This window comes from Streptomyces sp. NPDC046122 (assembly GCF_056429965.1).
This window is the reverse complement of the sequence record NZ_JBWKLQ010000004.1, coordinates 415,480-440,223: the sequence shown is the minus strand read 5'-3', so window position 1 is coordinate 440,223 and position 24,744 is coordinate 415,480. Positions and strand designations below refer to the sequence as shown.

Below are 24,744 nucleotides of genomic sequence, written 5' to 3'. Positions count from 1 at the left end.
CTCTTCATTGGGCGAGGGCTTGCACCTCACGTGACGTGAGGCGTCAGGGTCGACGTGTACCGAGAAGAAGAAGGAGCGGAAGGCGATGAGCTACTCCGTGGGACAGGTCGCCGGATTCGCCGGAGTGACGGTGCGCACCCTGCACCACTACGACGAGATCGGGCTGCTCTCCCCGAGCGGCCGCAGCCGCGCGGGTCACCGGCGCTATGACGACGCCGACCTCGACCGGTTGCAGCAGATCCTGTTCTACCGGGAACTCGGCTTCCCGCTCGACGAGGTGGCGGCCCTCCTCGACGACCCGGACGCGGACCCGCGGGAGCACCTGCGGCGCCAGCACGGACTGCTGTCCGCCCGGATCGCGAAGCTGCAGGAGATGGCGGCCGCCGTCGAAACCGCCTTGGAGGCACGGAACATGGGCATCAACCTCACCCCGGAAGAGAGGTTCGAGGTCTTCGGCGACCACGACCCCGAGCAGTATGCCGAGGAGGTCGAGCAGCGCTGGGGCGACAGCGAGGCGTACAAGGAATCCCGCCGCAGGAGCGCCTCGTACACCAAGGAGGACTGGCGGCGCATCAAGGAGGAGGGCGAGCGGAACACCGCCGGCCTGGTCGCCGCCATGGAGGACGGCGCGGCGCCGGACTCGGAGCGCGCCATGGACCTCGCGGAGGAGCACCGGTCCTGGATCAGCCGCAACCACTACGACTGCGGCTACGAGATGCACGTCTGCCTCGCCGAGATGTACGTCGCCGACGAGCGCTTCACCACGTCCATCGACGCGGCGAGGCCCGGCCTGGCCGCGTACCTGCGCGAGGCGATCCTGGCCAACGCGGCCCGCCACGCGTAACGCACGCACCGCACGCACCGCGTAGCGCACGCCACGCGCGCCGCGCCGCCCGCACCCGCGCCCTGTACGGCCCTGGACGCGCCCCGGAGCCGTACAGGACCCGGGGGTCACTCCTTGGCGAGGACGACCGCCGTGCCGTACGCGCACACCTCGGTGCCCACGTCGGCCGCGTCGGTCACGTCGAAGCGCATCATCAGCACACCGTTCGCACCACGCGCCCTGGCCTGCTCGACGAGCCGCTCCATCGCCTGGTTGCGGGTCTCCACGAGCGTCTTGGTGAGCCCTTTGAGCTCGCCGCCGATCATCGACTTCAGCCCGGCGCCGATCTGGCTCCCCAAGTGCCGTGAGCGCACCGTCAGACCGAAGACCTCACCGATCACCCGCTCCACCCGGTACCCGGGGGCGTCATTCGTGGTGACCACCAGTACATCGGACTGGGTGCCCTGCCCACCGCCGTAATCCTCGATGCTCATCCGCATCCACCTCCTGCCGGACAGCTTGGCCGCAGTCCGGCTCCCTCGCATCCCCTGGGGCCTACTGGAACCAGGAGCACACCGGTGGCGTTGATAGCTTTGGGCAGCACACCCCAGACGACGAACCCACCCTGGAGCCCGGTACCCGTGAATACGCTTGCGCTCGGACCTACCTGGCTGGATCCGGACTATCTGCTGGAGCAGTTCGGCCTGATCGGCCTGCTGGTCATCGTGTTCGCCGAGTCCGGGCTGCTGATCGGCTTCTTCCTGCCGGGCGACTCGCTGCTGTTCACCACCGGCCTGCTGGTGACCACCGGCGTACTGGACACCCCGCTGTGGCTGGTCTGCACCCTGGTCGTCCTCGCGGCGATCCTCGGCGACCAGGTCGGCTATCTCTTCGGCCGCAAGGTCGGACCGGCCCTGTTCAAGCGCCCCGACTCCAGACTCTTCAAACAGGAGAACGTCGAGAAGGCCCACGACTTCTTCGAGAAGTACGGCCCCAAGTCGCTGGTGCTGGCCCGCTTCGTGCCGATCGTCCGCACCTTCACGCCGATCATCGCCGGCGTGAGCCGGATGAACTACCGCTCGTTCATCACGTTCAACATCATCGGCGGTGTGCTGTGGGGCGCGGGCGTCACGCTGCTCGGCGCCTCGCTCGGCAAGATCGAGTTCGTGCACAAGCACATCGAGGCGATCCTGATCCTGATCGTGCTGATCTCGGTCCTCCCGATCGCCATCGAGTTCCTGCGCGCCCGCGGCAAGAACAAGAAGGCACGGGCCGCCGGCGGCGACCACCCCGACGGCACGCCCCCGTCCTCGCGCGGCCGCCACGCCAAGCGCTGACCCGGCGGGGGCCGGGCGGGGCACCGAGCCGGGCAGACCCTAGAAGCCGCGCGTCCGCTTGGCCGCGCGGCGGCTGGCCCCCCGGCCGGCTCCCGGCATCTTCAGGAACAGCCGGGAGATCTCGCCTCCGAGGTTCACCCCGATGGCGATGGCCAGCGACAGCGCCGCCGCCGTCGACAGCGATGCGAGCCCCTGGTTCAGGTCGTTCTGCGCGATGCCGAGCAGTCCGAAGTACGTCGAGGAACCCGGCAGCAGCGGACCGATCGCCGCCGTGACGTACGGCAGCGCCGACGCGTACTGGTAGCGCGAGAACAGCTGACCGAAGAGACCCACCAGACCGGCCGCGACAGCCGTCGAGGCCACCGCGGAGATCTCGCCGACGTCGTGCATCGCGCCGTACACGATCCAGGCCACTCCGCCGTTCAGCGTGACCATCAGCACGGTGTTCCGCTGTTGCTGGAGCAGGATCGCGAAGGCGAAGCAGAGCAGCATCGACGCGAGGATCTGCGTCACCGGACGCTCGACGGTCTCCAGCGCCGTGGCCGCGTGCAGCTCGGCGTCCAGCTGCACGCCCAGGTAGAGCACGACCAGGACGCCGATGACGATCGCGATGAAGAAGTACATGACTTCGAGCAGCCGCGCCGACGCGGTGATGTAGTAGCCGGTCAGGCCGTCCTGGACGCCCGCGACCAGGGCCCGCCCCGGCAGCAGGGCGAACAGCCCACCGGTGATCACGGCGGACGGCCGCACGTCCCACATCGTCGTCGTCGGGGCCAGCGTGAGCGCCACCCCTATGGCGGCGGGCGGCATCGCCGCCACCAGGAACTGGTAGAACTCCGGCAGCCCGCGTCCCGCGCACAGCCACGCCAGCCGGTCGCCGAGCATCGCTCCGATCGCGGCCGCCAGGAACACCACCGGACCACCGCCGACCAGCACGGAGGCCGCGCCGGCAAGCAGCCCGCTGGACGCCGTCAGCGCCCAGCCGGGGTACGGGTGCCGGTTGCGGCGTATCTCCGCGAGGGTGCGGTACGCCTCCTCCAGCGTGACGTCGGTGTCCGGCGACGTGATGTCGTCGATCAGGTGGTAGACCGCCGCCAGCCGCGTGTAGTCGGTGCCCCGGCGGCGCACCGTCCTGCTCGCCGTGACCGGGTCCTCCACCAGCGAGGGCTGGTACGAGATCGACAGCAGCGTGAACGTGACGTTCGGCTCGCACCGGTCGAGCCCGTACGCCCGGCTCACGCCGAACATCGCCGCCTCGACGTCCTCGGCCCCCTCGCCGCCCGCGAGCAGCAGCTCGCCGATACGCAGCGTCAGGTCCAGCACGCGCGGCACGGCGGGCCCCGCGTCGTCGTGGCGCTGCACCGGCTCCGGGACCGGCCGGTCGCCCACCGGCATCCGCAGCAGCGTGCGCATCCGGTCCTGCCAGGGCGCCTCCTTGGTCAGCCGGACCACGGGCATGCCCGTGGCGGGGGTGAAGGCGGGCGGCGCGTTGCGGGCGCTGTAGGTGCTGGGGGTGTCGAAGCCCGACACCTCCGGCGGAATGGGGTACTCGCCGGTGGTCAGCCCCTCCGGGACGGCGAACTCCGAGGTCGGGCTGTCCTCCTCCGGCGGTTCCGGCTGCTCCACACCGGCCGGCGGAGTGAAGGCGCTGCGCGCCTCGTCCGACTGCGGCTTGCGGTCCTCGGGGCTCTCACCATCGGCCCCACTGCCGCCGCGCTTCGGCTCCGCCACTACTCGCCTCAATTCGATTCCTTGATCCAGTACGTCCGCATGCCCAAGCCATGGCCAGACATGCCCAGTATGCGGACGGACGCCTTCCCCTCGCGCGCCGCCCAACACGCGGAAGGCGGTGCACCCCCCCGTGGGGATGCACCGCCCGCCGTGCTGTCAGAACCGAGCCGAGAGGGCTCGTCAGTGGCTGCCGCCCTGCGCCTGGAGGCGCTTGTACGAGGCCTCGACCTCGGCCTCGGCCTCGGTGCGGCCGACCCAGTCGGCGCCCTCTACGGACTTGCCGGGCTCCAGGTCCTTGTAGACCTCGAAGAAGTGCTGGATCTCCAGGCGGTCGAACTCCGACACGTGGTGGATGTCGCGCAGGTGCTCCACCCGCGGATCCGACGCCGGGACGCACAGCAGCTTGTCGTCGCCGCCGGCCTCGTCCGTCATCCGGAACATGCCGATCGCGCGGCACTTGATGACGCAGCCGGGGAAGGTGGGCTCGTCGAGCAGTACGAGCGCGTCCAGCGGGTCGCCGTCCTCGCCGAGGGTGTTCTCGACGAAGCCGTAGTCCGCCGGGTAGCTCGTGGAAGTGAAGAGTCGACGGTCCAGGCGGATCCGGCCGGTCTCGTGGTCCACCTCGTACTTGTTCCGCGAACCCTTCGGAATCTCGATGGTGACGTCGAACTCCACGGGTGGTTCCTCCATGATCAGCACAAACTCCGGATGGCGCTGCGTCCTTCCGGGGGGCGACCCCCGGACCGTCGGCCGGTTCGGTAGGCCGGACGAGCCGGGGCGTCATGCTCCCGGCAACACGCAGTGGTTAAGTGTCCCTCACGCAGGTGTGTGATCGCGAAAGGGGCTGGTCCGAGGTGCCGGAGCGCAAAACGTGGCAGCTCGCGGCGATCGCGGCTGTCGCCGGTCTCGCCCTCTCCGCCGGGGCGGTGGCCGCGGCAGGCCCCTGGGACTCGGGTCAGCGTAAGGCCGAGCGGGCGTGGGCCGCCTCCCAGAGCCCCATGGGTGGCGCACATCACCAGCCCGCGGCGCCCGACGCCCCCGCGCCGGCCCCCAGCGCGCCCGGCGTCCTGGCCGCACTCGGCGAGCCCGTACCGCCGCCCGCCGGCAGCGGCCTGGCGGACACCCTCGACCCGCTGCTGCGCGACCCCGCGCTCGGCTCGGCGCGCACCGCGTCCGTGATAGACACCGCCACCGGCGAGCAGGTGTACGGGAAGGGGGACGCGGACGGGATGGTTCCGGCCTCCACGATCAAGATCGCGACCGCGGCCGCCGCCCTCGCCGCCCTCGGCCCCGACCACCGCATCGCGACCACCGTCTCGGCGTCCCCCGACGGCAGGAAGATCGTCCTCGTCGGCGGCGGCGACCCGACGCTGGACCGGGACGGCCTGGCCTCCCTGGCCGACGACACCGCGCGGGCGCTGCGGGACCGCGGCGTGGCCGAGACGGAGCTCAGTTACGACGACACCCTGTACGCGGGACCCGAACTGCATCCCATCGGCCCCAACGAGAACATCAGCCCCGTCACCCCGCTGATGATCGAGGAGGGCCGCCTCGACGGTTCCCGCAGCGGCACCGCTCCGCGCAGCACGGACCCGGCGGGCGACGCCGCCCGCGCTTTCGCCGCCATGCTGCGCGAGCGCGGCGTCAAGGGGAAGGGCGACCCCGCGCCGGGCCAGGGCCCCGACCGGGCCGAACCGGTCGCCCGGGTCCTCTCCGCGCCGTTGTCCGCCCTCGTCGAGCGCACCCTGACCCACAGCGACAACGACATCGCCGAGGCGCTCGCCCGCCAGACGGCCCTCGCCTCGGGCGAACCGGCCAGTTTCCAAGGCGCGGGCAAGGCGGTCGCGGCCCGGCTGAAGAAGCTCGGGCTGCCGGTGTCCGGCGCCCGCTTCGCCGACGGCAGCGGTCTCGACCGCGACGACCGCATGTCCGCCGCCCTGCTGTCCGGCCTCCTCGCCCGCGCCGCCGACCCGGCCCACCCCGAGCTGCGGCCCGTGCTGACCGGCCTGCCGGTGGCCGGCTTCAGCGGCACCCTGAAGAGCCGGTACGCCGAGGACTCCGCCGGCACGGGCATGGTCCGCGCCAAGACCGGCACCCTGCGCGGCGTGAACACGCTGGCCGGAACCGTCGTCGACGCGGACGGCCGGCTCCTCTCCTTCGCCTTCCTCACCTCCGGCGCTGCGGTCCCCGCCGCCGCCCAGTCGTCCCTCGACCGGCTGGCCTCCGCGATCGCCAACTGCGGCTGCGAACCGTCCGGCGGACGACCGGGCCGCAGCTGAACCCCGAGGAAGATCAGGGGTACGGGTGGCGCACAAGACCTCACCGCGGGCCGGGTCGACAACGTACGGTTGACGCATGACGAGCATCGGTGGTGCGGAGATGGTCGACTGGAACCTCGCGGTGGCGACCGCGACCCGACTGGTGAGGCCCGGTCCGGACGTGAGCCGGGACGAGGCGCGCGCCGTCGTCGCCGAGCTGCGCCGGCATGCCAAGGCCTCGGAGGAGCACGTCCGCGGCTTCACGCGGATGATGCCCGAAGGGCACGAGCCACAGGACACCCCGGTCCTGGTCGTCGACCGGGCCGGCTGGATCAGGGCGAACGTCGCCGGATTCCGCGAGGTCCTGCGCCCGCTCCTCGGCAAGATGCAGGAACGCAGGGGCTCCGGCCCCGGCGGCGCCGTGCTCGGCACGGTCGGCGGCAAGGTCACCGGCGTCGAGGTGGGCATGCTGCTGTCCTTCCTCGCCTCCCGCGTCCTCGGGCAGTACGAGACGTTCGCCCCGCCCTCCCGCGAGCTGCCCTCCGGCTCCGGCGGCGGCCGTCTCCTGCTCGTCGCCCCGAACATCGTCCACGTCGAGCGGGAGCTGGAGGCGAACCCGCACGACTTCCGGCTCTGGGTGTGCCTGCACGAGGAGACGCACCGCACGCAGTTCACGGCCGTGCCCTGGCTGCGCGACCACCTGGAGGGCGAGATCCAGTCGTTCCTCGCCGAGACCGAGGTCGACCCGATGACCGTCCTGGAGCGCCTGCGCGAGGCGGCCCAGTCGCTGGCCGGCGGCCGCCCCGAGGGCGAGGCCGGCGAGGGCGGCGGGCGCAGCCTCGTCGAGATCGTCCAGACCCCCGCGCAGCGCGAGATCCTGGGACGGCTGACCGCGGTCATGTCGCTGCTCGAAGGGCACGCCGACTTCGTGATGGACGGGGTCGGACCCGACGTGGTGCCCTCCGTCGCCGAGATCCGCGAGAAGTTCCAGCAGCGCAGGGCCCAAGGCGCCGGGCGCCTGGACCTGGCCCTGCGCAAACTGCTCGGCCTGGACGCCAAACTCCGGCAGTACCGTGACGGCGAGCGGTTCGTGCGGGCCGTGGTGGAGGAGGTCGGAATGGACGGCTTCAACCGGGTCTGGACCTCCCCGAACACGCTTCCGACGAAGACGGAGATCGCCAAACCGGCGGACTGGGTCGCGCGGGTGCACCGTAGGGCAGAGCCGTAGGCCGGGTGCGGCCGACGGCAGGAGTACGCCCCACCAATCACCCATCCGAGGGACCGTGAGCGCTGGGTAGGCGTGCAATGCTCGGGGAATGGCCCGTCTCTGTCACCATCGACGCACTCTGAGTGACTGGCTTCTCCTCCCGAGGCACCCCCAACTTCACCGAAGGGCACCGGACATGGGTCCCCATCCTGCGGTCGCAGCGATACGCCTGGCGGTCCGCCGCGTACTCCACGACGTACTGAACGACATCACCCCGCGCATCACGGCGGGCACCAGCGCGGGCACCGCGCCGGGCGCGGCTGCGCACGAGCCGCCCGCGCCGCTCGTGCTGGTCGCCTGCTCGGGCGGCGCCGACTCCATGGCGCTCGCCTCCGCCCTCGCCTTCGAGGCGCCCAAGCTCGGCGTCCGGGCCGGCGGCGTCACCGTCGACCACGGCCTCCAGGCCGGCTCCGACCTGCGGGCCGCCGAGGTCGTGGCCCGCCTCACCGCGCTGCGCCTCGACCCCGTGGAGGCCGTCGCGGTGACCGTCGGCCGCGAAGGCGGCCCCGAAGCGGCCGCCCGCGACGCCCGCTACGCCGCCCTGGACGCCGCCGCGGAGCGCCACGGCGCCGCCACCGTCCTGCTCGGCCACACGCGCGACGACCAGGCGGAGACGGTCCTGCTCGGCCTCGCCCGCGGCTCCGGCATCCGCTCGCTGTCCGGCATGGCCGCCGTGACCGGCGCGGGCCGCTACCGCAGGCCCTTCCTCCAGATCGACCGCCAGACCGCTCGCAAGGCCTGCATGGTGCAGTCGCTGCCCGTCTGGGACGACCCGCACAACACCGACCCGGCCTACACCCGCTCGCGCCTGCGCCACGACGGCCTGCCCGCCCTGGAGAAGGCGCTGGGCAAAGGGGTCGTCGAGGCCCTCGCCCGGACGGCGCAGCTCTCCCGCGACGACGCCGACGCCCTGGACGACTGGGCCGCCGAGGCGGACGCGTCCGTACGGGACGCGTCCGGCCAGCTGGAGTGCGTGAAGCTCTACGCCCTGCCCCCGGCGGTACGACGCCGTGTCCTGCGCCGGGCGGCCATCTCCGCGGGCTCACCGCCCGGATCGCTCTTCGCACGGCACCTCGAAGAGGTCGACCGGCTGATCACCGGCTGGCGCGGGCAGGGGGTCATCAACCTCCCCGGCCGGGTGGAGGCGCAGCGGCAGGGTGGCAGACTGGTCATCCGGCAGGGCTGATGCGCTGAAGCACTACGAAAGTGACCCCGGTGGACGAGAAGGACATGGGCACCGACCTCAAGTCGGTGCTCATCACCAAGGAAGAAATCGACGCGAAGCTGGCCGAGCTGGCCGCGAAGATCGATGCGGAGTACGCGGGCAAGGACCTGCTCATCGTGGGCGTCCTGAAGGGCGCCGTCATGGTGATGGCGGACCTGGCGCGCGCGCTCTCCACCCCCGTCACGATGGACTGGATGGCGGTCTCGTCGTACGGCGCGGGCACCCAGTCCTCCGGCGTGGTCCGCATCCTCAAGGACCTCGACACCGACATCAAGGGCAAGCACGTCCTGATCGTCGAGGACATCATCGACTCGGGTCTGACGCTCTCCTGGCTGCTGTCGAACCTCGGCTCGCGTGAGCCGGCTTCCCTGAACGTCTGCACGCTGCTGCGCAAGCCCGAGGCGGCGAAGGTCCAGCTCGACGTGAAGTGGGTCGGCTTCGACATTCCGAACGAGTTCGTCGTCGGGTACGGCCTCGACTACGCCGAGAAGTACCGGAACCTGCCTTTCGTCGGCACACTGGCCCCGCACGTCTACGGCGGCTGAGAACGGGAACCTCCACCCTTGCCCCGCCGTTGGAGCAGGGGAAGGCAGGTTCGTCAGCCGTCCCCGGCAGTCGCGGGTGACAATGCTGGGGTACCGTCCGAAGAACAGTCTTTTTAAACAGCAGCATTTACCTACGGGCAGGAGGGACGGGGCGACTACCGCCCCGTATGGATGGACGTGAAGCGATACTTCCGTGGGCCGGTCATGTGGATCGTGCTGGCCGTCCTCGCCGTGGTCGTGTTGATGCAGGTTGTCGGCTCGTCCGGCGGCTACAAGACGGTGGACACTGCCGAGGTCGTCCAGGCGATCGACAAGAACCAGGTCAAGCAGGCCAAGCTGACGACCGGTGACGAACAGGTCATCAAGGTCGAGCTGAAGAACGGCCAGAAGGTCAAGGACAGCAGCAAGATCCAGGCGAGCTACATCGGCGACCAGGGCGTCGCGCTCGCCAACAAGCTGCAGTCGAAGTTCGACAGCGGGGACATCGACAAGGGCTACACGGTCTCCCCCTCCAAGCAGAACCCGTTCGTCGGGATCCTGCTTTCCCTGCTCCCCTTCGTCCTGATCGTGGTCGTCTTCCTGTTCCTGATGAATCAGATGCAGGGCGGCGGCTCCCGGGTCATGCAGTTCGGGAAGTCCAAGGCCAAGCTCATCACCAAGGACACCCCCAAGACGACGTTCGCCGACGTGGCGGGCGCCGACGAGGCGGTCGAGGAGCTCCACGAGATCAAGGAGTTCCTCCAGGAGCCGGCGAAGTTCCAGGCCGTCGGCGCCAAGATCCCCAAGGGTGTGCTGCTGTACGGCCCGCCCGGCACCGGCAAGACGCTGCTCGCGCGTGCCGTCGCCGGTGAGGCCGGCGTCCCGTTCTACTCGATCTCCGGTTCCGACTTCGTCGAGATGTTCGTCGGCGTCGGCGCCTCCCGGGTGCGCGACCTCTTCGAGCAGGCCAAGGCGAACGCTCCGGCGATCGTCTTCGTCGACGAGATCGACGCCGTCGGCCGGCACCGCGGCGCCGGCATGGGCGGCGGTCACGACGAGCGCGAGCAGACGCTCAACCAGCTGCTCGTCGAGATGGACGGCTTCGACGTGAAGGGCGGCGTCATCCTGATCGCCGCCACCAACCGGCCGGACATCCTGGACCCGGCGCTGCTGCGCCCGGGCCGCTTCGACCGGCAGATCGCGGTCGACCGTCCGGACCTGATGGGCCGCCTCGAGATCCTCAAGGTGCACGCCAAGGGCAAGCCGGTCACGCCGGAGGTCGACCTGCGGGCCGTCGCCCGCCGTACCCCCGGCTTCACCGGCGCCGACCTGGCGAACGTGCTGAACGAGGCCGCGCTGCTGACCGCCCGTACGGACAAGAAGCTGGTCGACAACCACTCCTTGGACGAGGCGATCGACCGCGTCGTGGCCGGACCGCAGAAGCGGACCCGGATCATGAGCGAGAAGGAGAAGAAGATCACCGCGTACCACGAGGGCGGACACGCCCTGGTCGCGGCGGCTTCTCCGAACAGCGACCCGGTGCACAAGGTCACCATCCTGTCCCGCGGGCGCGCCCTCGGTTACACGATGGTGCTCCCGGACGAGGACAAGTACTCGACCACGCGCAACGAGATGCTGGACCAGCTCGCCTACATGATGGGCGGCCGTGCGGCCGAGGAACTGGTGTTCCACGACCCGACCACGGGCGCCTCGAACGACATCGAGAAGGCCACCGCCACGGCCCGCGCGATGGTCACGCAGTACGGCATGACCGAGCGCCTCGGCGCGATCAAGTTCGGCCAGGACGGCTCCGAGCCGTTCCTCGGCCGTGACATGGGTCACCAGCGCGACTACTCGGAAGAGGTCGCCGCGCTCGTCGACGAAGAGGTCAAGAAGCTCATCGAGACCGCGCACAACGAGGCGTGGGAGATCCTCGTCGAGAACCGCGACGTTCTCGACAACCTGGTTCTGGCCCTCCTGGAGAAGGAGACGCTGAACAAGGAGGAGATCGCCGAGATCTTCAGCCCGATCGTGAAGCGTCCGGCCCGCCCCGCGTGGACCGGTTCTTCCCGCCGTATGCCGTCCACGCGGCCGCCGGTGCTCTCCCCGAAGGAGCTCTCCCTCACCAATGGCGCCACGGCCAACGGTGTGACTCCCGCGGTGACGGCAGGCCCTGTGGACACCCCGGCCACCGAGGCGGTCCCCGAGGAGCGCCCCGAAAGCTGATCGTTTCCGGCTCCTCACGGGGCCCGGAATGAACGCCGCGTCCCCCAGGTTTAGCCTGGGGGACGCGGCGTTTTTCGGCGCGCCGTTTTCGTACGGCCGCCCGTTTGCGGCATGTGAAGCACAAGGAACGAGGCACAGATGACCGACCCGGTGACGTTGGACGGCGAGGGCTCCATCGGCGAGTTCGACGAGAAGCGGGCCGAGAACGCCGTGCGCGAGCTCCTCCTCGCCATCGGGGAGGACCCGGACCGCGAGGGGCTCCGGGCGACGCCGGGGCGCGTGGCCCGGGCCTACAGGGAAATATTCGCCGGGCTGTGGCAAGAGCCCGAAGACGTGCTGACGACGACGTTCGACCTCGGTCACGACGAGATGATCCTGGTCAAGGACATCGAGGTCTTCAGTACCTGTGAGCACCACCTGGTCCCGTTCCGTGGGGTCGCCCACGTCGGCTACATCCCGGCCACCACCGGCAAGATCACCGGCCTGTCCAAGCTGGCGCGGCTGGTCGACGTCTACGCCCGCCGGCCGCAGGTGCAGGAGCGGCTCACCACGCAGGTAGCCGACTCCCTGATGGACATCCTGGAGCCGCGCGGTGTCATCGTGGTCATCGAGTGCGAGCACATGTGCATGTCGATGCGCGGCATCCGCAAGCCGGGCGCCAAGACCATCACGTCGGCGGTGCGGGGGCAGCTGCGCGACTCGGCCACCCGCAACGAGGCGATGAGCCTGATCATGGCTCGCTGATCCCGCGCGGCAGAGGTGCCGCACGGGGGGCCGGACGGCCGGGACCGGCTCAGACGGTCGGAGCCGCGCCGTTGTCCTCGTCGTCCGGGAGCTTGCACACCCGCTCCAGGAAGAACGCCGCCGCGACGACGCCCGCGCCCGCCAGCACGGCAAGGCCCGCGTAGACGGCCTGGTCGCGGCGGGCCGGTACGTCCAGGCTGTTCATCAGCAGGTGGACGCCCACGCCGCCGTACATCCCGCAGACCAGTGACGCGACGAGCGCGCTCGCCTGGCCGAAAACCACCGCTCGGGCCGCCATCAGGGGCTCCACGCCCTTCGCGCCCGGGCGGCGCTCGCGCTGGGCGCGCAGCCGGGAGCGGATGGAGAGGGCGGTCGCCAGGAGTACGACGGCGATCACGGCCAGCACGACCGGCGCCGCCAGCGGCACGCTGGGCAGGCTGCCGAAAGTGTCCCAGAGCCGGGCGCCGCCCCACGAGAGGACGCCCGCCACGGCGAAGAGGCCGGCCAGTACCCCGAGCCGAAGTTGCTTCACCGAGAGCGCCCCTCACGTCGGTTCATGTCACAGCCGGTCATGATCGTCCAACCGGTCGATTCGTCCGGCCGGTGCCGGCCGTCAGCCTAACGACTACTCGGGCAGTCGGAGTTCCAGGTCGGGGCGGACGAGTACGCCCGTGGCGCCGACGCCGGTCAGCAGGTCCGAGACGGGGCCGCGGCCGGGCAGCTGCGCCTCGGGGTCCACGTCGTGCCACGGGGCCAGGACGAAGGCGCGCTCGTGGGCGCGGGGGTGCGGGAGGGTGAGGAGCGGGTCCTCGGACACGACATCGGCGTACGCCACGATGTCGACGTCGATCGTGCGCGGGCCCCAGCGCTCCTCGCGGACCCGGTCGAACGCCTCCTCGATGGCCTGGCCGCGCTCCAGCAGCGAGGCCGGCGGGAGGGTGGTCCTGATGACGACGACCGCGTTGAAGTACGACGGCTGGGAGCCGGGGTCGACCCCCCAGGGCTCCGTCTCGTACACCGGAGAGACCGCCTTGACCCGCAGCCCGGGAGTGTCCTCCAGGGCGTCGATCGCGCCCTGGAGGGTCTCCATCCGGTTGCCCAGGTTCGAGCCGAGGGAGATCACGGCCCATTTGGGGTTGGACAGCGTGCTGTCCGCGGCGTCCACCTGTTCCACCACGGAGGCGGGCACCGGCTGCACGGTCGGGTCGCTCTGTGGGCGGTTCATACTCGGCTCCGGGTGATGGTGATGGTCACGTCGTCGAAGGGGACGGTGATCGGCGCGTCGGGCTTGTGGACGCAGACCTCCACCTCCTTCACCCCGGCGTGCTTGAGGCACTGCTCGGCGATCCGCTCGGCGAGCGTCTCGATGAGGTCGACCGGCTCGCCCTGTACGACGTCCACGACCTCTTCCGCCACGACGCCGTAGTGCACGGTCTTCGCCAGGTCGTCGTCGGCCGCCGCGGGGCGGGTGTCGAGGCCGAGAACCAGGTCCACGATGAAGGTCTGGCCTTCTTCGCGCTCCCGGGGGAACACGCCGTGGTGCCCACGGGCCTTGAGGCCGCGCAGCGCGACACGATCCACGCGAATCACTCCTGCTGTCTGTAGAGAACGAGGGCGCCCGCCGAGTGCGGTCGGCACGTCACCCTCACCCGAATCTACCTGCGAGCACTGACACCGGACGCCCACGGGGGCTATGGACAAGACGCCTTGGGGCTGGTAGCCGCCCCTACCCAACAGCTCCGGACGCCAACCGTCCACAGGCCCCTACCCACTCAAGCGGGTGTCTCGTCGTCCTCTTCTTCACCGTTTTCGGTCAGAACGGGGGACCCGTGGTGCGACCACAGTTTCCAGCCGTCGTCCGTGCGACGGAACACATTCGTGGCCACGATCAGCTGGCCCACCAGCGGACCGAGTTCACCGGCCTCCTCGGCCGGCCCGCCGCTCAGCGTGTTCTCGGTGCAGACCACCAGGGCGGTGTCGCCCAGGACGGTCACCTTCACGTCGGTGAGGAAGAACTGGATGTACTCGGTGTTCGCCATGATCAGGGCGTACGAACGCAGCACCTCGCCCCGCCCAGACAGCACCGGCCACCCCGGGTGCACGCAGGAGATCTCGTCCTCCAGCCAGAGCACCGACAGCTCTTCGAAGTCGCCGCGCTCCACGGCCTCGTAGAACGCCGTGTTGGCCAGCTCGACCTGCTCGACGTCCGTCCGCGCGCGGCTCACAGGGCTCCTTCTACGGCCCGCGCGACCCGTACGGCGTCGGCCGTCGCCCGTACCTCGTGGACGCGCACCGCCCAGGCGCCCTCGTGGGCGGCTATGGCGGAGACGGCGGCCGTGGCGGCGTCGCGCTCGCGGGCGGGCGGCGGGGTCGCGCCCTCGCCGGCGTCGGCCGCGAGGACGTGGCCGAGGAACCTCTTGCGCGAGGCGGCGACCAGCAGGGGCCGGCCGAGGGCGCGCAGCTCGGTGAGACGGGCCACCAGGGCAAGGTCGTGCGCGGCCTGCTTCGCGAAGCCGAGGCCGGGGTCGATGACGATGCGCTCGGGGGCGATGCCGCCCGCGACGACGGCGTCCATCCGGGCGCGCAGTTCCGTCACGACCTCGCCGACCACGTCGGCGTAGACCGCGCGGCTGTTCATCTGCCCGCTGAAGCCGCGCCAGTGCATGACGACGAAGGGTGCTCCGGCCGCCGCGACGGCCGGGATCATGGCGGGGTCGGCGAGGCCGCCGCTGACGTCGTTGACCAGGACCGCGCCGGCCGCGACCGCCTGCTCGGCGACGGCGGCGCGCATGGTGTCCACGGAGACGGTGACTCCCTCGGACGCGAGGCCGCGGACCACGGGGATCACCCGCTTCAGCTCCTCGTCGGAGTCGACGCGCGAGGCTCCGGGGCGGGTGGACTCGCCGCCGACGTCGATCAGGTCGGCGCCCTGGGCCACGAGGTCGAGGCCCCGCTTGACCGCCGCGGTCGTGTCGAACCAGCGCCCGCCGTCGGAGAAGGAGTCGGGCGTCACATTGACGACCCCCATCACCGCACAGCGGTCCCACTCCGGCAGACCCTCGACCCGGCCACGCTCGCGCAACGTACTCATGCGTCCAGCGTAGGCGTCAGCCGGTGGTGCGGGGACCGCGCGCACCACAGAAGACGCGGCCGAGGAGGTCGTAGAGGACGGCCCGATCGGTGTCGTCGAGGGCGTCGAGGGCGGCGTGGGTGGTCTGCATGCGGGCCCGGATGGCGTCGACGGTCTCCTCCCCGGCGGTGGTGAGCACGACGTTCTTGACGCGGCGGTCGGTCGGGCTGACCTCGCGGCGTACGAGATCGCGCTTCTCCAGCCGGTCGACGATGCCGGTGATGTTGGAGGCGTCACAGGCCAGGGTCGTCGCGAGGGCGCGCATCGAGGCGGGGGCGGTGCGCAGCACGCCGAGGGTCTTGGCCTGGCTGGCGCTGAGGCCCGCGTCGGCGGCGGCGAGCGAGAAGTCGCCGTAGTAGCCGCTGAAGGAGGCGGCGAGCCGCTCCATGAGCTGGGCCTTCGTGGGGATCGTCCTGATCGTCTCTGGCATGGCACCAGCCTACCCCGTGAAGCTTGACTATCTCAAAGTTTTAGGTCTACGGTCTTTCTTGTTGCTTGAGATGCTCAAGCAGTCCCGATAGTGCCATTCGTCCCCAAGCTTCTCAGGAGTGTCCCCATGAAGGCGATCGTCTACCGCACGTACGGCGGCCCCGAGGTCCTCGAGTACACCGAGGTGCCGGCCCCCAAGCTCGGTCCCGACTCCGTGCTGGTCCGCGTCAGGGCCGCCTCGGTCAACCCGGTCGACTGGAAGATCCAGGCCGGGTACCTCGACTCCGCGCTCGACGCCGTCTTCCCCGTCGTACCGGGCTGGGACGTCGCCGGCGTCGTGGAGCAGGCGGGCGTCGGCGTGACCGAGTTCGCGCCGGGCGACGAGGTCATGGGGTACGTACGGGAGGACTTCGTCTCCCGCGGCACCTTCGCCGAGTACGTCGCCGCCCCCGTCCGCACCCTGGCCCGCAAGCCCGCCGGCCTCACCTTCGAGGAGGCGGCGGGGCTGCCGCTGGCCGGCCTCACCGCGTACCAGGCGCTCACCCGCCACCTGAAGGCCGGCGAGGGCGACACGCTGCTGGTGCACGCGGCGGCCGGCGGTGTGGGCGCCCTCGCGGTGCAGATCGCGCGCGCCCTCGGGGTCCGCGTCATCGGCACGGCGAGCGAGCGCAACCACGACTTCCTGCGGTCCCTGGGGGCCGAGCCGGTGACGTACGGCGAGGGGCTGGCCGGCCGCGTGCGGGCGCTCGCGCCCGGAGGCGTCGACGCCGTGCTCGACCTCGTCGGCGGCGACGCGCTCAAGGTCTCGCCGGAGCTGCTCGCGCCCGGCGGCCGGCTCGCGTCGATCGCGGACGGCGCGGTCCTGGCGCTCGGCGGCTCGTACGTCTTCGTGCGTCCCGACGCGGCCGACCTGACGGCACTCGCCGAGCTGGCCGAACGCGGCGCGCTGAGCGTGGAGGTCGCCGCCGTCTTCCCGCTGGAGCAGGCCGCCGAGGCCCAGCGGCTGAGCATGGAGGGCCACACGCGCGGCAAGATCGCCGTCAGCGTCGGCTGACCCGGTGGTGGGAGTCAGGCGGCCGGCTGCTCGGCCTCGCGGCGCACCCGCAGCTGTTCGAGGTGGGCGCACGGCCGCCGCCGGGCGGCCGGGGCGCGCCGGGCGAACGGGCGGGGCAGGGCCAGCGTGACGAAGCCCTCCGCCTGCATCGCGGCGAACCCGATGCGCGGCAGGTCGCGGGCGGCCCGGAAGACGACGAAGCGCGGCTCCCACTCGGGCCGGAACTTGGCGTTGAACCGGTACAGCGACTCGATCTGGAACCAGCGGGAGAGGAACACCAGCAGGCCGCGCCACCCGCGCAGCACCGGCCCCGCGCCGATCCTCTCGCCGCGCGCGAGCGCCGAGCGGAACATCGCGAAGTTCAGCGACACGCGCGCGACGCCGAGCCGGGGAGCCGCCTGGAGGGCGGCGACGATGAGCAGCTCGTTCATGCCGGGGTCGGCCGAGCGGTCGCGGCGCATCAGGTCGAGGGACAGCCCGTCCGTGCCCCACGGGACGAAGTGGAGTACGGCCTTCAGGTCGCCGTACGGCGAGTTCGCGCCGTAGGACCCGCCCGCCTTGTGGGCCGTCGCGATCACGCAGTCCCCGTCGCCGGGCTCCCCGATGCGGCCGAGTGCCATGGAGAAGCCGCGCTCGGTGTCGGTGCCGCGCCAGTCGGCGGCGGCGCGCCGGATGCGGTCGAGTTCCGCGTCGCCGAGGTCGCGGACGCGTCGTACCCGGGTCTCGTAGCCGGCGCGCTCAATGCGCCTGACCATCTGGCGCACGTTCCGCATGGCGCGCCCGGCGAGGGAGAAATCCGGCACGCGCACCACCGCTTCGTCCCCGATCTCCAGGGCGTCGAGTCCGGTCTCCCGGGTCCAGACCTCGCCGCCCGTCTCGCTGCACCCCATCACGGCCGGGGTCCAGGAGTGGGCCTTGGCCTCGTCCATGAAGCGCTCGATGGCGCCCGGCCACGCCTCCACGTCACCGATCGGGTCGCCGCTGGCGAGCATCACCCCGGAGACGACGCGGTAGGTGACGGCCGCCTTGCCGCTGGGGGAGAAGACGACGGCCTTGTCCTGGCGCAGCGCGAAGTGGCCGAGGGAGTCGCGGCCGCCGTGCCGGGCCAGCAGGTCGCGCAGCCGCCGCTCGTCGTCCGGGGTGAGGCGGGCCGCCGGGTGCTCGGGCCGCAGGGCGAGGTACATGGTGGTGACGGCGGTGAGCAGGCCCAGCGCGCCGAGCGAGTAGCCGACGGTCCAGGAGACCCGGCCGGCGTACTCGACGGGGCCCTCGAAGCCGAAGAGCCCGTACAGGACGTGCTCCAGGCGCTCCGCGACGCTCGGGTCACCGACGACCCCCGCCGGGTGGGAGCTGACGATGACGAGGCCGAGCCCGAGGGAGCCGGTGCCGACGAGCACGAAGTTCGCGAGCGCCATCCACCGGCTGCGCGGATCGGGCAGGGCCGCGAACTCGCCCCGGTGGCGCAGGAGGAGCGCGAGCAGCGTCAGCGAGATCAGTACGCCGAGAACCGAGGGCCGGTACGTGAACTGCGCCGCGGCTCCGGCGGGCAGCAGCACCACGGCCGCCCGCCAGGCGCGCCGCTTGCGGCGCTTGAGGCCGTGCGCGAGGAGCAGCAGCAGGACGCCGGCGCTGATCGCCAGCGCGGCCGCGAACGGGCCGACCGCGCCGGGCAGCACCTCCGCGACCGCGTGCATCCTGCTCTGCCGGAAGCGCGGGAAGACACCGGCCGCGATGTCGAGGAGGCCCACGACGGCGCAGGCCGTACCAACCAGGGAGGGCACGCGATCGGGCCGCGGACCGCGCAGGATCCGCCGAACCCGACCGGGAACCACTCCGGTTTCATCCCCATCTAGCCTGATAGACATCGCTTCCCGTGGCTTCGCGAAATATTTTCTGTCCTGGGGCCGAGGCATCCGGACAATTTGCTCCCTCTAGGACGGCGCACCCGGCGAGCGGGTTTACTCGCTCCGAAGGAAATATCCAGGCAGAAAGCTTTCTCCTCATCATGGGCCTCACGAGTAACACGGTTCTGGCACTGGCCGCCTCCCTGGCGGTGGTGCTGTTCCTCGCCACAGTCTTGCTCTGGCCCCGGCTCGCCGGCCGCACCTGGCGTTCCGTGCTGGGCCGTGTCGCTCTGCTCCTCGTGACCCAGCTGCTGCTCTTCGCCACGCTGGGACTCGCGGCCAACAAGTCCTTCCTCTTCTACGGCTCATGGACCGACCTCTTCGGCCAGGAGACCGAACTCGGTGTGGTGGTCGACCACTCGGCCGCCGCCAGGGACATCACCGTCGTCGACAAGCAGGGCATGGACGTGCGGGGAGGAACGAAGCCGACGGTGGGCGGGCAGATCCAGAAGATCGTCATAGCCGGTGAGAAATCGAGGATAGCCAGCCAGGCGTACGTGTACCTGCCGCCCGAGTACTTCAAACCGCGGTACGCCGGGAAGACCTTCCCGGCGGCCCTGGTGCTCACCGGGTACCCGGGCACGCCCGAGAACCTCCTCAAGGGCCTGCGCTACCCGCGCACCGCGTACCACCAGGCCGAGGCGGGCCGGATGCAGCCGATGATCCTGGTCATGCTCCGGCCGACCGTGGCGCCCCCGCGGGACACCGAGTGCGTGGACGTGCCGCACGGCCCGCAGACCGAGACCTTCCTGGCCGTGGACATCCCCAAAGCGGTGTCGGAGACCTACCGGGTCGGCACCAGGGCGCGGAACTGGGGCGTCATCGGCAACTCCACCGGCGGTTACTGCGCCCTGAAGTTCGCCATCCACCACCCCGGGACGTTCGGCGCGGGCGCCGGGCTGTCCGCGTACTACCGGGCCGCCGAGGACGCGACGACCGGTGACCTCTTCCACGGCGACGAGGGCGAGCGCAGGCGGGCCGACCTGTTCTGGAGCCTGGACCACGTCGAGCCGTCGAACACGTCCTTCCTGGTGACCAGTTCCGAGGAGGGCGAGGGCAATCTGAAGGACACACGGAAGTTCGTCGGGAAGGTGCGGCCGCCCGCCAGGGTCTCCTCGATCACGCTGGAGAGGGGCGGCCACAACTTCGGCACCTGGCGGCGCGAGATACCGGCCGCCATGGAGTGGATCAGCGACCGGCTCAGGGCGAGCTGACCGACTCCACCGCGACGGCGGTACGGGGAACGTCCTGCGCGTCGGCGTCGATGGACCGGCGCAGCGCCTCGTGGAGCCGGGCGGGCGTGAGCACGCCGAGGAAGCGGCCCGCGCTCTCCTCGTCGACGACCGCGATCCAGCCGGCGTCGTGCTGGAGCATCGTGGCGAACGCCTGCTTCAGAGAGGCGCCGACGGGCAGCCACGCCTCCATCCGGCGCGCGTGCTCCCGTACGGTCCCGGTGGCCGTGCGGAGCTGCTCGGCGGAGATCCAGCCGTGCAGGTCGTCGGAGGCGTCGAGCACGACGGCCCAGCGGGCGCCCCCGGCGGTCAGCTCGGCCGCCGCCCGCCCGACCGGGTCGTCGAGGTGGACGACCGGCGGCTGCTCCAGGTCACCGGGCTCGACGGGCGTGACGGAGAGCCGCTTCAGGCCCCGGTCGGCGCCGACGAAGTCGGCGACGTACGGGGTGGCGGGAGCGCCGAGGACGGCGGCCGGGGCGTCGAACTGCTCGATCCTGCCCTGCCCGTAGACGGCGATCCGGTCGCCCAGCCGGACGGCCTCCTCGATGTCGTGGGTGACGAAGAGGACGGTCTTGCGCACCTGGGACTGGAGCCGCAGGAACTCGTTCTGCAGGTGCTCGCGGACCACCGGGTCGACCGCGCCGAACGGTTCGTCCATGAGCAGTACGGGCGGATCGGCGGCCAGCGCCCTGGCCACGCCGACGCGCTGGCGCTGGCCGCCGGAGAGCTGGTCGGGGTAGCGGTCGCCGTGGACCGACGGGTCGAGGCCCACCAGGTCGAGGAGTTCGGCGGCGCGCTCGCGGGCCTTGGCGCGCTTGACGCCGAGAAGGTGGGGAACGGTCGCGGTGTTGTCCAGGACCGTCTTGTGCGGGAAGAGGCCGACCTGCTGGATGACGTAGCCGATACGGCGGCGGAGCCGGACGGGGTCGATGGTGGAGATGTCCTCGCCGTCGAGGAGTATCCGGCCCTCGGTGGGCTCGATCAGGCGGTTCACCATCTTCATGGTGGTGGTCTTGCCGCAGCCGGAGGGTCCGACGAGCGTGACCAGTTCGCCCTCGGCGACCTCGAAGGAGAGGTCGTCGACGGCGGTGGTGCCGTCGGCGTACCGCTTGGTGACGTGCTCGAATCGGATCATGAGTCCCCATTGTGGCCGGTCCGGTGTCACGACCATGTTGCGGGAACGTGGCGGATTCCGGCGGCTGTCGGTGGCCGGGGATAGGGTCGTCGGAACGAGTGCATGAGTACATGAGTTCGGGTTCTCGGGGGAGGTGGGCGGCATGAGCGGCCGGAGCTGTCTGACGGCGAACGACTGGATCTGCGCGGAGTACGTCCGCTCCCGCAGCCAGGAGTTGACCGACGCGACCGTCCAGCATGTCTGGATCACCCTGGTTTCCGTGGTGATCGGACTCCTGATCGCCTTCCCGCTGGCGCTGCTCGCGCGCGGCCGCGACGGCCGCCGGTCCCGGTTCGCGGGGCCGGTCCTCGGCCTCACGACCGTGCTCTACACGGTCCCCTCGCTGGCGATGTTCTCGCTGCTGCTGCCGGTGTTCGGGCTGTCGGCGGCCGTCGTGGTCACGGGGCTCGTCCTCTATTCGCTCACCGTCCTCGTGCGCAACATCCTGGCCGGGCTCGAAGCGGTGCCGGCGGAGGCGCGGGAGGCCGCGCTCGGCATGGGGTACGGCCGGGTGCGGCTGCTGTGGGAGGTCGAACTGCCGCTGGCGCTGCCCGCTCTGCTGGCGGGCGTGCGGATCGCCACGGTGTCCACGGTCGCGCTGACGACGGTCGGCGCGATCGTGGGGTACGGCGGCCTCGGCACCCTGATCGTGGACGGCCTCGACTCCCTCTTCAAGGCGCAGGTGCTGACGGCGTCGGTGATCTGTGTGCTGCTGGCGGTGGCGGCCGACCTGCTGCTGCTGGGCCTCCAGCGGGCGCTGACCCCGTGGACCAGGGCGCGTACGCCGCGCGCCCGTGCGGGCCGGGCGCCGGTCCGTGCCACCCGACTCGTGAAGGCCGGCTGATCCGTGGGAGCGATGGGGGACGCGTTCGCGTGGCTGGCGACGGGCGCCAACTGGCAGGGCGAGAGCGGCGTCTGGAACCGGCTCGCCGAGCACCTGTACTTCAGCGGCGTGTGCCTGCTGCTGTCCTGCCTGATCGCGCTGCCCGTGGCGTTCTGGCTCGGGCACATCGGGCGGGGCGGCGCGCTCGCGGTCAACCTCTCCAACGTGGGGCGGGCGATCCCCACCCTCGCGGTGCTGGTCCTGCTGACCCTCACCCCCCTGGGGAAGCAGGGCGACCTGCCGACGATCATCGCGCTGGTGCTGTTCGCCGTGCCGCCGTTGCTGACCAACGCGTACATCGGCATGCGGGAGGTGGACCGGGCGGTGGTGGAGGCCGCGCGCGGGATGGGCATGTCGGGGCGGCAGGTGTTCCTGCGGGTCGAACTGCCCCTCGCGTATCCCCTGGTGATGACCGGGCTGCGGTCGTCCGCCGTCCAGGTCGTCGCGACCGCCACGCTCGCCGCCATGGCGGGCGAGGGCGGCCTCGGCCGGATCATCACGGCCGGCTTCAACACGTACAACACACCGCAGGTGGTGGCCGGCGCGCTGCTGGTCGCCGGGCTGGCGCTGCTCGTGGAGGGCGCGCTGGTGGCGGCCGACCGGCTGCTCGATCCGACGCGCGGGCGCGGCGCCGTGCGGCGGACGGCCTGACGGTTTCTCTCCCTGTTCCTTCTTTCTTCGTCTTGGATGGTGAACCTCATGAGCGGGACCTCGCGTACGGCGGGTGCGGCGGTGGCCGTGATCGCACTGGCCGCCGGGCTGGTGGCGTGCGGCGGCGACAGCCTGGAGAAGGGCAAGGAGGGCGGCGCGGAAAAGGCCGGTGACGGCGGGAAGAAGGCGTCGCTGGTGATCGGTTCGGCCGGATTCACCGAGTCGAAGGTGCTGGCGGAGCTGTACGCGCAGGTCCTGTCGGAGGCCGGATACGCCACCTCCGTCAAGACGGTGGAGAACCGCGAACTGTACGAACCCGCCCTGGAGAAGGGCGAGATCGACGTCGTACCGGAATACGCCGCTACGCTTGCGGAATTCCTCAACGCGAAGACGAACGGGCCCAAGGCGCCGGAGAAGAATCCGGTCGCGTCCAGCGATGTGACCGCCACCGTCGAAGCGCTGGAGAAGCTCGCGAAGCCGCGCGGACTGAAGGTGCTGCCCGCCGGTGAGGCGGTCGACCAGAACGCCTTCGCGGTGAGCAGGGAATACGCCGGAAAGCACAACCTGAAGACGCTTTCCGATCTTGGTAAGTCCAAGCTCGGGGTGAAGATCGCGGCGGGCGACGAGTGCGAGGTCCGGCCCTTCTGCGCGCCCGGTCTGAAGAAGGAGTACGGGATCGACGTGACCGGCGTCGACCCCAAGGGCGTGGGTACCCCGCAGGCCAAGCAGGCGGTGAAGGGCGGGGCCGACCAGCTCGTGCTGACCACCACGACGGACGCGACGCTGAAGGAGTTCGGACTCGTACTCCTGGAGGACGACAAGAAGCTGCAGAACGCCGACAACGTGCTGCCGGTGGTCAATGCGAAGGACGCCGGAACGCCGGAGATAGCGGACGCTCTCGGCAAGCTCACCAAGGTGCTGACGACCGGTGATCTGGTCGAGCTGAACCGCAGGATCGACGCGGACCGGGCGAAGCCTGCCGACGCCGCGAAGGAGTACCTGGAGTCGAAGGGGCTGATCAAGAAGTAGCCCCTGCGAGGAATTGGGTAACCGCCCGGGAACACTTTGCCGGGCGGGGCCCCATCCGCCGTCTACGCACGGTAAATTTCAGGCCATGCCACGTGGACGCCACCGCCATTCGCCACCCCTGCACAGGATCCTTCCGCCTGCCGCGGTCGCCGGCGCGTCGATAATCTGCGCCGCCGGCGCCTGGTTGTTCACGGAACCGGTGGTGTTGCGCGGTCTGGTCGCGGCGGCGGCCGCCGCGGCGGTCACCGGCGCGGTCCTCATGCGCGGCTGGGACCGTGCGGCGGGCCGGCGGGTGGCGGAGCTGACGCGGGCCCGCGCGAGCGACGAGTGGAAGACCGAGGAGCGCATCGCGGACCTCGAGTCGGACATCGAGGAGTCGCGCGAGCTGCGGGCCAGGCTCGACGCCAGGTTGCGCGCCAAGCGGGTCGAACTCGCAGCCCTGCGGGGCGAACACGCCGCGCTGCTGCGGCGTTACGCGACGGCGGAGACCGAGCGGGCCAGCGCCCTGGAAGGCCGGCGCCTGCTGGCGATCGAGGCCGCCGCTCCGGCGAAGGCGCTGCCGGCCGCCGGAAGTTCGCCGACGCCGTCCGCGTACCTGCGCGCGTCCATGGCGCTGGACAAGCTGTCGCGCAACGCGGCGGAGCAGGCGTCCCGCCAGGCGCGCGAGGCACAGGACCGCGGGGTGGCGGAGCCGGAGGGGAAGCACGAGGCGGCCGCCGGTAGCGACGCCGCGCCCGCCCCGGGACGCGCCCGCCCGTCGTCCGCCGTCGTCCCGTACTCCGCCGAGCGCCGCCGCGCCTCGCGCGCCCAGGGGGGCTTCGACTTCTTCGGCAACCAGAAGTCGGCCGCCGCGGCGATCGAAGCGGTGCAGAACGAGGACCTCGCGGACGTGGTGGGCGAGGAGGCGCTGGCCGACGCGCGCCGGGGGCAGGACGGACCGGTCGGGAGCCGGGCGGCCGGACAGGTCATCGACCTGACGGCCCATGACGAAACGGAACAGCTGGACGTGGCCGTCCTGCGCAGCGCGATCTCGTAACCCGGCACGGGCCTCCGGTCCGCGACCGCCGGCACGGGCCTCCGGTCCGCGAGACCGCGCGGACCGGGGGAAAGGCGGCGACGCGGC

Annotated in this window: 25 protein-coding genes; 14 read left to right on the top strand and 11 right to left on the bottom strand. The window is 71.2% G+C overall.

The window, feature by feature from the left end; genetic code table 11:
* Positions 1-85: 85 nt before the first annotated feature.
* Complete coding sequence (locus AC07FK_RS15165; RefSeq protein ID WP_479105323.1) at positions 86-844, top strand: MerR family transcriptional regulator; 759 nt, start codon at positions 86-88, stop codon at positions 842-844.
* Between the two features lie 107 nt (positions 845-951).
* On the opposite strand, the gene AC07FK_RS15160 is transcribed toward AC07FK_RS15165, so the two are convergent.
* Positions 952-1,317, bottom strand: a complete 366-nt coding sequence (locus AC07FK_RS15160) for a YbjQ family protein (RefSeq protein ID WP_386721970.1) — start codon at positions 1,315-1,317, stop codon at positions 952-954.
* 147 nt (positions 1,318-1,464) lie between these two features.
* Between AC07FK_RS15160 and AC07FK_RS15155 the strand changes: the two genes are divergently transcribed.
* Complete coding sequence (locus AC07FK_RS15155) at positions 1,465-2,160, top strand: DedA family protein (protein WP_479105322.1); 696 nt, start codon at positions 1,465-1,467, stop codon at positions 2,158-2,160.
* 39 nt (positions 2,161-2,199) lie between these two features.
* On the opposite strand, the gene AC07FK_RS15150 is transcribed toward AC07FK_RS15155, so the two are convergent.
* Complete coding sequence (locus AC07FK_RS15150) at positions 2,200-3,903, bottom strand: threonine/serine exporter family protein (protein ID WP_479105321.1); 1,704 nt, start codon at positions 3,901-3,903, stop codon at positions 2,200-2,202.
* Positions 3,904-4,071: 168 nt separating this feature from the next.
* The gene (locus AC07FK_RS15145) at positions 4,072-4,566 is read right to left on the bottom strand and encodes an inorganic diphosphatase (protein ID WP_069930540.1); all 495 of its coding nucleotides are present in this window, start codon (positions 4,564-4,566) and stop codon (positions 4,072-4,074) included.
* A gap of 179 nt (positions 4,567-4,745) precedes the next feature.
* Between AC07FK_RS15145 and dacB the strand changes: the two genes are divergently transcribed.
* From dacB to folE, 6 genes are all read left to right on the top strand, one after another.
* Positions 4,746-6,170, top strand: a complete 1,425-nt coding sequence (gene dacB, locus AC07FK_RS15140; protein ID WP_479105320.1) for a D-alanyl-D-alanine carboxypeptidase/D-alanyl-D-alanine endopeptidase — start codon at positions 4,746-4,748, stop codon at positions 6,168-6,170.
* Positions 6,171-6,246: 76 nt separating this feature from the next.
* Positions 6,247-7,377 carry a zinc-dependent metalloprotease gene (locus AC07FK_RS15135; RefSeq protein ID WP_479105319.1) on the top strand — a complete coding sequence of 377 codons (1,131 nt, stop codon included), beginning with the start codon at positions 6,247-6,249 and terminating at the stop codon, positions 7,375-7,377.
* A gap of 175 nt (positions 7,378-7,552) precedes the next feature.
* Complete coding sequence (tilS, locus tag AC07FK_RS15130; RefSeq protein WP_479105318.1) at positions 7,553-8,602, top strand: tRNA lysidine(34) synthetase TilS; 1,050 nt, start codon at positions 7,553-7,555, stop codon at positions 8,600-8,602.
* Between the two features lie 44 nt (positions 8,603-8,646).
* Complete coding sequence (gene hpt, locus AC07FK_RS15125) at positions 8,647-9,186, top strand: hypoxanthine phosphoribosyltransferase (protein ID WP_037647340.1); 540 nt, start codon at positions 8,647-8,649, stop codon at positions 9,184-9,186.
* Positions 9,187-9,357: 171 nt separating this feature from the next.
* The gene (gene ftsH, locus AC07FK_RS15120; RefSeq protein ID WP_479105317.1) at positions 9,358-11,391 is read left to right on the top strand and encodes an ATP-dependent zinc metalloprotease FtsH; all 2,034 of its coding nucleotides are present in this window, start codon (positions 9,358-9,360) and stop codon (positions 11,389-11,391) included.
* Between the two features lie 138 nt (positions 11,392-11,529).
* Positions 11,530-12,135, top strand: coding sequence for a GTP cyclohydrolase I FolE (folE, locus tag AC07FK_RS15115; RefSeq protein ID WP_479105316.1), 606 nt, complete (start codon positions 11,530-11,532; stop codon positions 12,133-12,135).
* A 49-nt stretch (positions 12,136-12,184) separates the two neighbouring features.
* On the opposite strand, the gene AC07FK_RS15110 is transcribed toward folE, so the two are convergent.
* From AC07FK_RS15110 to AC07FK_RS15085, 6 genes are all read right to left on the bottom strand, one after another.
* A complete protein-coding gene (locus AC07FK_RS15110; protein ID WP_479105315.1) occupies positions 12,185-12,667 on the bottom strand; it encodes a DUF3180 domain-containing protein in 483 nt (160 codons plus the stop codon).
* A 93-nt stretch (positions 12,668-12,760) separates the two neighbouring features.
* Positions 12,761-13,360, bottom strand: a complete 600-nt coding sequence (folK, locus tag AC07FK_RS15105; protein ID WP_479105314.1) for a 2-amino-4-hydroxy-6-hydroxymethyldihydropteridine diphosphokinase — start codon at positions 13,358-13,360, stop codon at positions 12,761-12,763.
* Entirely contained in the window at positions 13,357-13,716 is a 360-nt protein-coding gene (folB, locus tag AC07FK_RS15100; RefSeq protein ID WP_479105313.1) for a dihydroneopterin aldolase, read from the bottom strand. Before folB ends, folK begins: the two co-directional genes overlap by 4 nt.
* Before the next feature lie 191 nt (positions 13,717-13,907).
* Positions 13,908-14,360: a nuclear transport factor 2 family protein gene (locus tag AC07FK_RS15095; RefSeq protein WP_453407475.1), complete on the bottom strand. Its 453-nt coding sequence runs from the start codon at positions 14,358-14,360 to the stop codon at positions 13,908-13,910.
* Positions 14,357-15,226 carry a dihydropteroate synthase gene (gene folP, locus AC07FK_RS15090; protein WP_479105312.1) on the bottom strand — a complete coding sequence of 290 codons (870 nt, stop codon included), beginning with the start codon at positions 15,224-15,226 and terminating at the stop codon, positions 14,357-14,359. Before folP ends, AC07FK_RS15095 begins: the two co-directional genes overlap by 4 nt.
* Before the next feature lie 16 nt (positions 15,227-15,242).
* The gene (locus tag AC07FK_RS15085) at positions 15,243-15,695 is read right to left on the bottom strand and encodes a MarR family winged helix-turn-helix transcriptional regulator (protein ID WP_479105311.1); all 453 of its coding nucleotides are present in this window, start codon (positions 15,693-15,695) and stop codon (positions 15,243-15,245) included.
* Positions 15,696-15,821: 126 nt separating this feature from the next.
* Between AC07FK_RS15085 and AC07FK_RS15080 the strand changes: the two genes are divergently transcribed.
* Complete coding sequence (locus AC07FK_RS15080; RefSeq protein ID WP_479105310.1) at positions 15,822-16,748, top strand: NADP-dependent oxidoreductase; 927 nt, start codon at positions 15,822-15,824, stop codon at positions 16,746-16,748.
* 14 nt (positions 16,749-16,762) lie between these two features.
* Here AC07FK_RS15080 and AC07FK_RS15075 read toward each other — a convergent pair whose 3' ends face one another.
* On the bottom strand, positions 16,763-18,613 hold the full coding sequence (locus tag AC07FK_RS15075; RefSeq protein ID WP_479105309.1) for a phosphatidylglycerol lysyltransferase domain-containing protein: 1,851 nt from the start codon (positions 18,611-18,613) through the stop codon (positions 16,763-16,765).
* 140 nt (positions 18,614-18,753) lie between these two features.
* Between AC07FK_RS15075 and AC07FK_RS15070 the strand changes: the two genes are divergently transcribed.
* Positions 18,754-19,866 carry an alpha/beta hydrolase gene (locus AC07FK_RS15070; RefSeq protein WP_479105308.1) on the top strand — a complete coding sequence of 371 codons (1,113 nt, stop codon included), beginning with the start codon at positions 18,754-18,756 and terminating at the stop codon, positions 19,864-19,866.
* Here AC07FK_RS15070 and AC07FK_RS15065 read toward each other — a convergent pair.
* Positions 19,853-21,019 carry an ABC transporter ATP-binding protein gene (locus tag AC07FK_RS15065; RefSeq protein ID WP_479105307.1) on the bottom strand — a complete coding sequence of 389 codons (1,167 nt, stop codon included), beginning with the start codon at positions 21,017-21,019 and terminating at the stop codon, positions 19,853-19,855. The genes AC07FK_RS15070 and AC07FK_RS15065 overlap by 14 nt on opposite strands.
* Before the next feature lie 142 nt (positions 21,020-21,161).
* Here AC07FK_RS15065 and AC07FK_RS15060 point away from each other — a divergent pair, with 142 nt between their 5' ends.
* From AC07FK_RS15060 to AC07FK_RS15045, 4 genes are all read left to right on the top strand, one after another.
* Positions 21,162-21,902, top strand: coding sequence for an ABC transporter permease (locus AC07FK_RS15060; RefSeq protein WP_479105306.1), 741 nt, complete (start codon positions 21,162-21,164; stop codon positions 21,900-21,902).
* A gap of 12 nt (positions 21,903-21,914) precedes the next feature.
* Positions 21,915-22,592 (top strand): ABC transporter permease, encoded by a 678-nt coding sequence (locus AC07FK_RS15055; protein ID WP_479105305.1) that lies wholly within the window; start codon positions 21,915-21,917, stop codon positions 22,590-22,592.
* Between the two features lie 48 nt (positions 22,593-22,640).
* Entirely contained in the window at positions 22,641-23,621 is a 981-nt protein-coding gene (locus AC07FK_RS15050) for an ABC transporter substrate-binding protein (protein WP_479105304.1), read from the top strand.
* A gap of 85 nt (positions 23,622-23,706) precedes the next feature.
* Positions 23,707-24,657, top strand: coding sequence for a hypothetical protein (locus tag AC07FK_RS15045; RefSeq protein ID WP_479105303.1), 951 nt, complete (start codon positions 23,707-23,709; stop codon positions 24,655-24,657).
* Positions 24,658-24,744: the final 87 nt, after the last annotated feature.

Bases quoted from the DNA above. Each gene is read 5' to 3' on its own strand.
- ftsH (WP_479105317.1), top strand. From the start codon at position 9,358: ATGGACGTGAAGCGATACTTCCGTGGGCCGGTCATGTGGATCGTGCTG.
- AC07FK_RS15070 (WP_479105308.1), top strand. From the start codon at position 18,754: ATGGGCCTCACGAGTAACACGGTTCTGGCACTGGCCGCCTCCCTGGCG.
- AC07FK_RS15160 (WP_386721970.1), bottom strand. From the start codon at position 1,317: ATGAGCATCGAGGATTACGGCGGTGGGCAGGGCACCCAGTCCGATGTA.
- AC07FK_RS15085 (WP_479105311.1), bottom strand. From the start codon at position 15,695: ATGCCAGAGACGATCAGGACGATCCCCACGAAGGCCCAGCTCATGGAG.
- AC07FK_RS15050 (WP_479105304.1), top strand. From the start codon at position 22,641: ATGAGCGGGACCTCGCGTACGGCGGGTGCGGCGGTGGCCGTGATCGCA.
- AC07FK_RS15065 (WP_479105307.1), bottom strand. From the start codon at position 21,019: ATGATCCGATTCGAGCACGTCACCAAGCGGTACGCCGACGGCACCACC.
- folP (WP_479105312.1), bottom strand. From the start codon at position 15,226: ATGAGTACGTTGCGCGAGCGTGGCCGGGTCGAGGGTCTGCCGGAGTGG.
- AC07FK_RS15075 (WP_479105309.1), bottom strand. From the start codon at position 18,613: ATGTCTATCAGGCTAGATGGGGATGAAACCGGAGTGGTTCCCGGTCGG.
- AC07FK_RS15080 (WP_479105310.1), top strand. From the start codon at position 15,822: ATGAAGGCGATCGTCTACCGCACGTACGGCGGCCCCGAGGTCCTCGAG.
- AC07FK_RS15045 (WP_479105303.1), top strand. From the start codon at position 23,707: ATGCCACGTGGACGCCACCGCCATTCGCCACCCCTGCACAGGATCCTT.
- AC07FK_RS15055 (WP_479105305.1), top strand. From the start codon at position 21,915: ATGGGGGACGCGTTCGCGTGGCTGGCGACGGGCGCCAACTGGCAGGGC.
- AC07FK_RS15135 (WP_479105319.1), top strand. From the start codon at position 6,247: ATGACGAGCATCGGTGGTGCGGAGATGGTCGACTGGAACCTCGCGGTG.
- folK (WP_479105314.1), bottom strand. From the start codon at position 13,360: ATGAACCGCCCACAGAGCGACCCGACCGTGCAGCCGGTGCCCGCCTCC.
- hpt (WP_037647340.1), top strand. From the start codon at position 8,647: ATGGGCACCGACCTCAAGTCGGTGCTCATCACCAAGGAAGAAATCGAC.
- tilS (WP_479105318.1), top strand. From the start codon at position 7,553: ATGGGTCCCCATCCTGCGGTCGCAGCGATACGCCTGGCGGTCCGCCGC.
- folE (WP_479105316.1), top strand. From the start codon at position 11,530: ATGACCGACCCGGTGACGTTGGACGGCGAGGGCTCCATCGGCGAGTTC.
- AC07FK_RS15165 (WP_479105323.1), top strand. From the start codon at position 86: ATGAGCTACTCCGTGGGACAGGTCGCCGGATTCGCCGGAGTGACGGTG.
- AC07FK_RS15060 (WP_479105306.1), top strand. From the start codon at position 21,162: ATGAGCGGCCGGAGCTGTCTGACGGCGAACGACTGGATCTGCGCGGAG.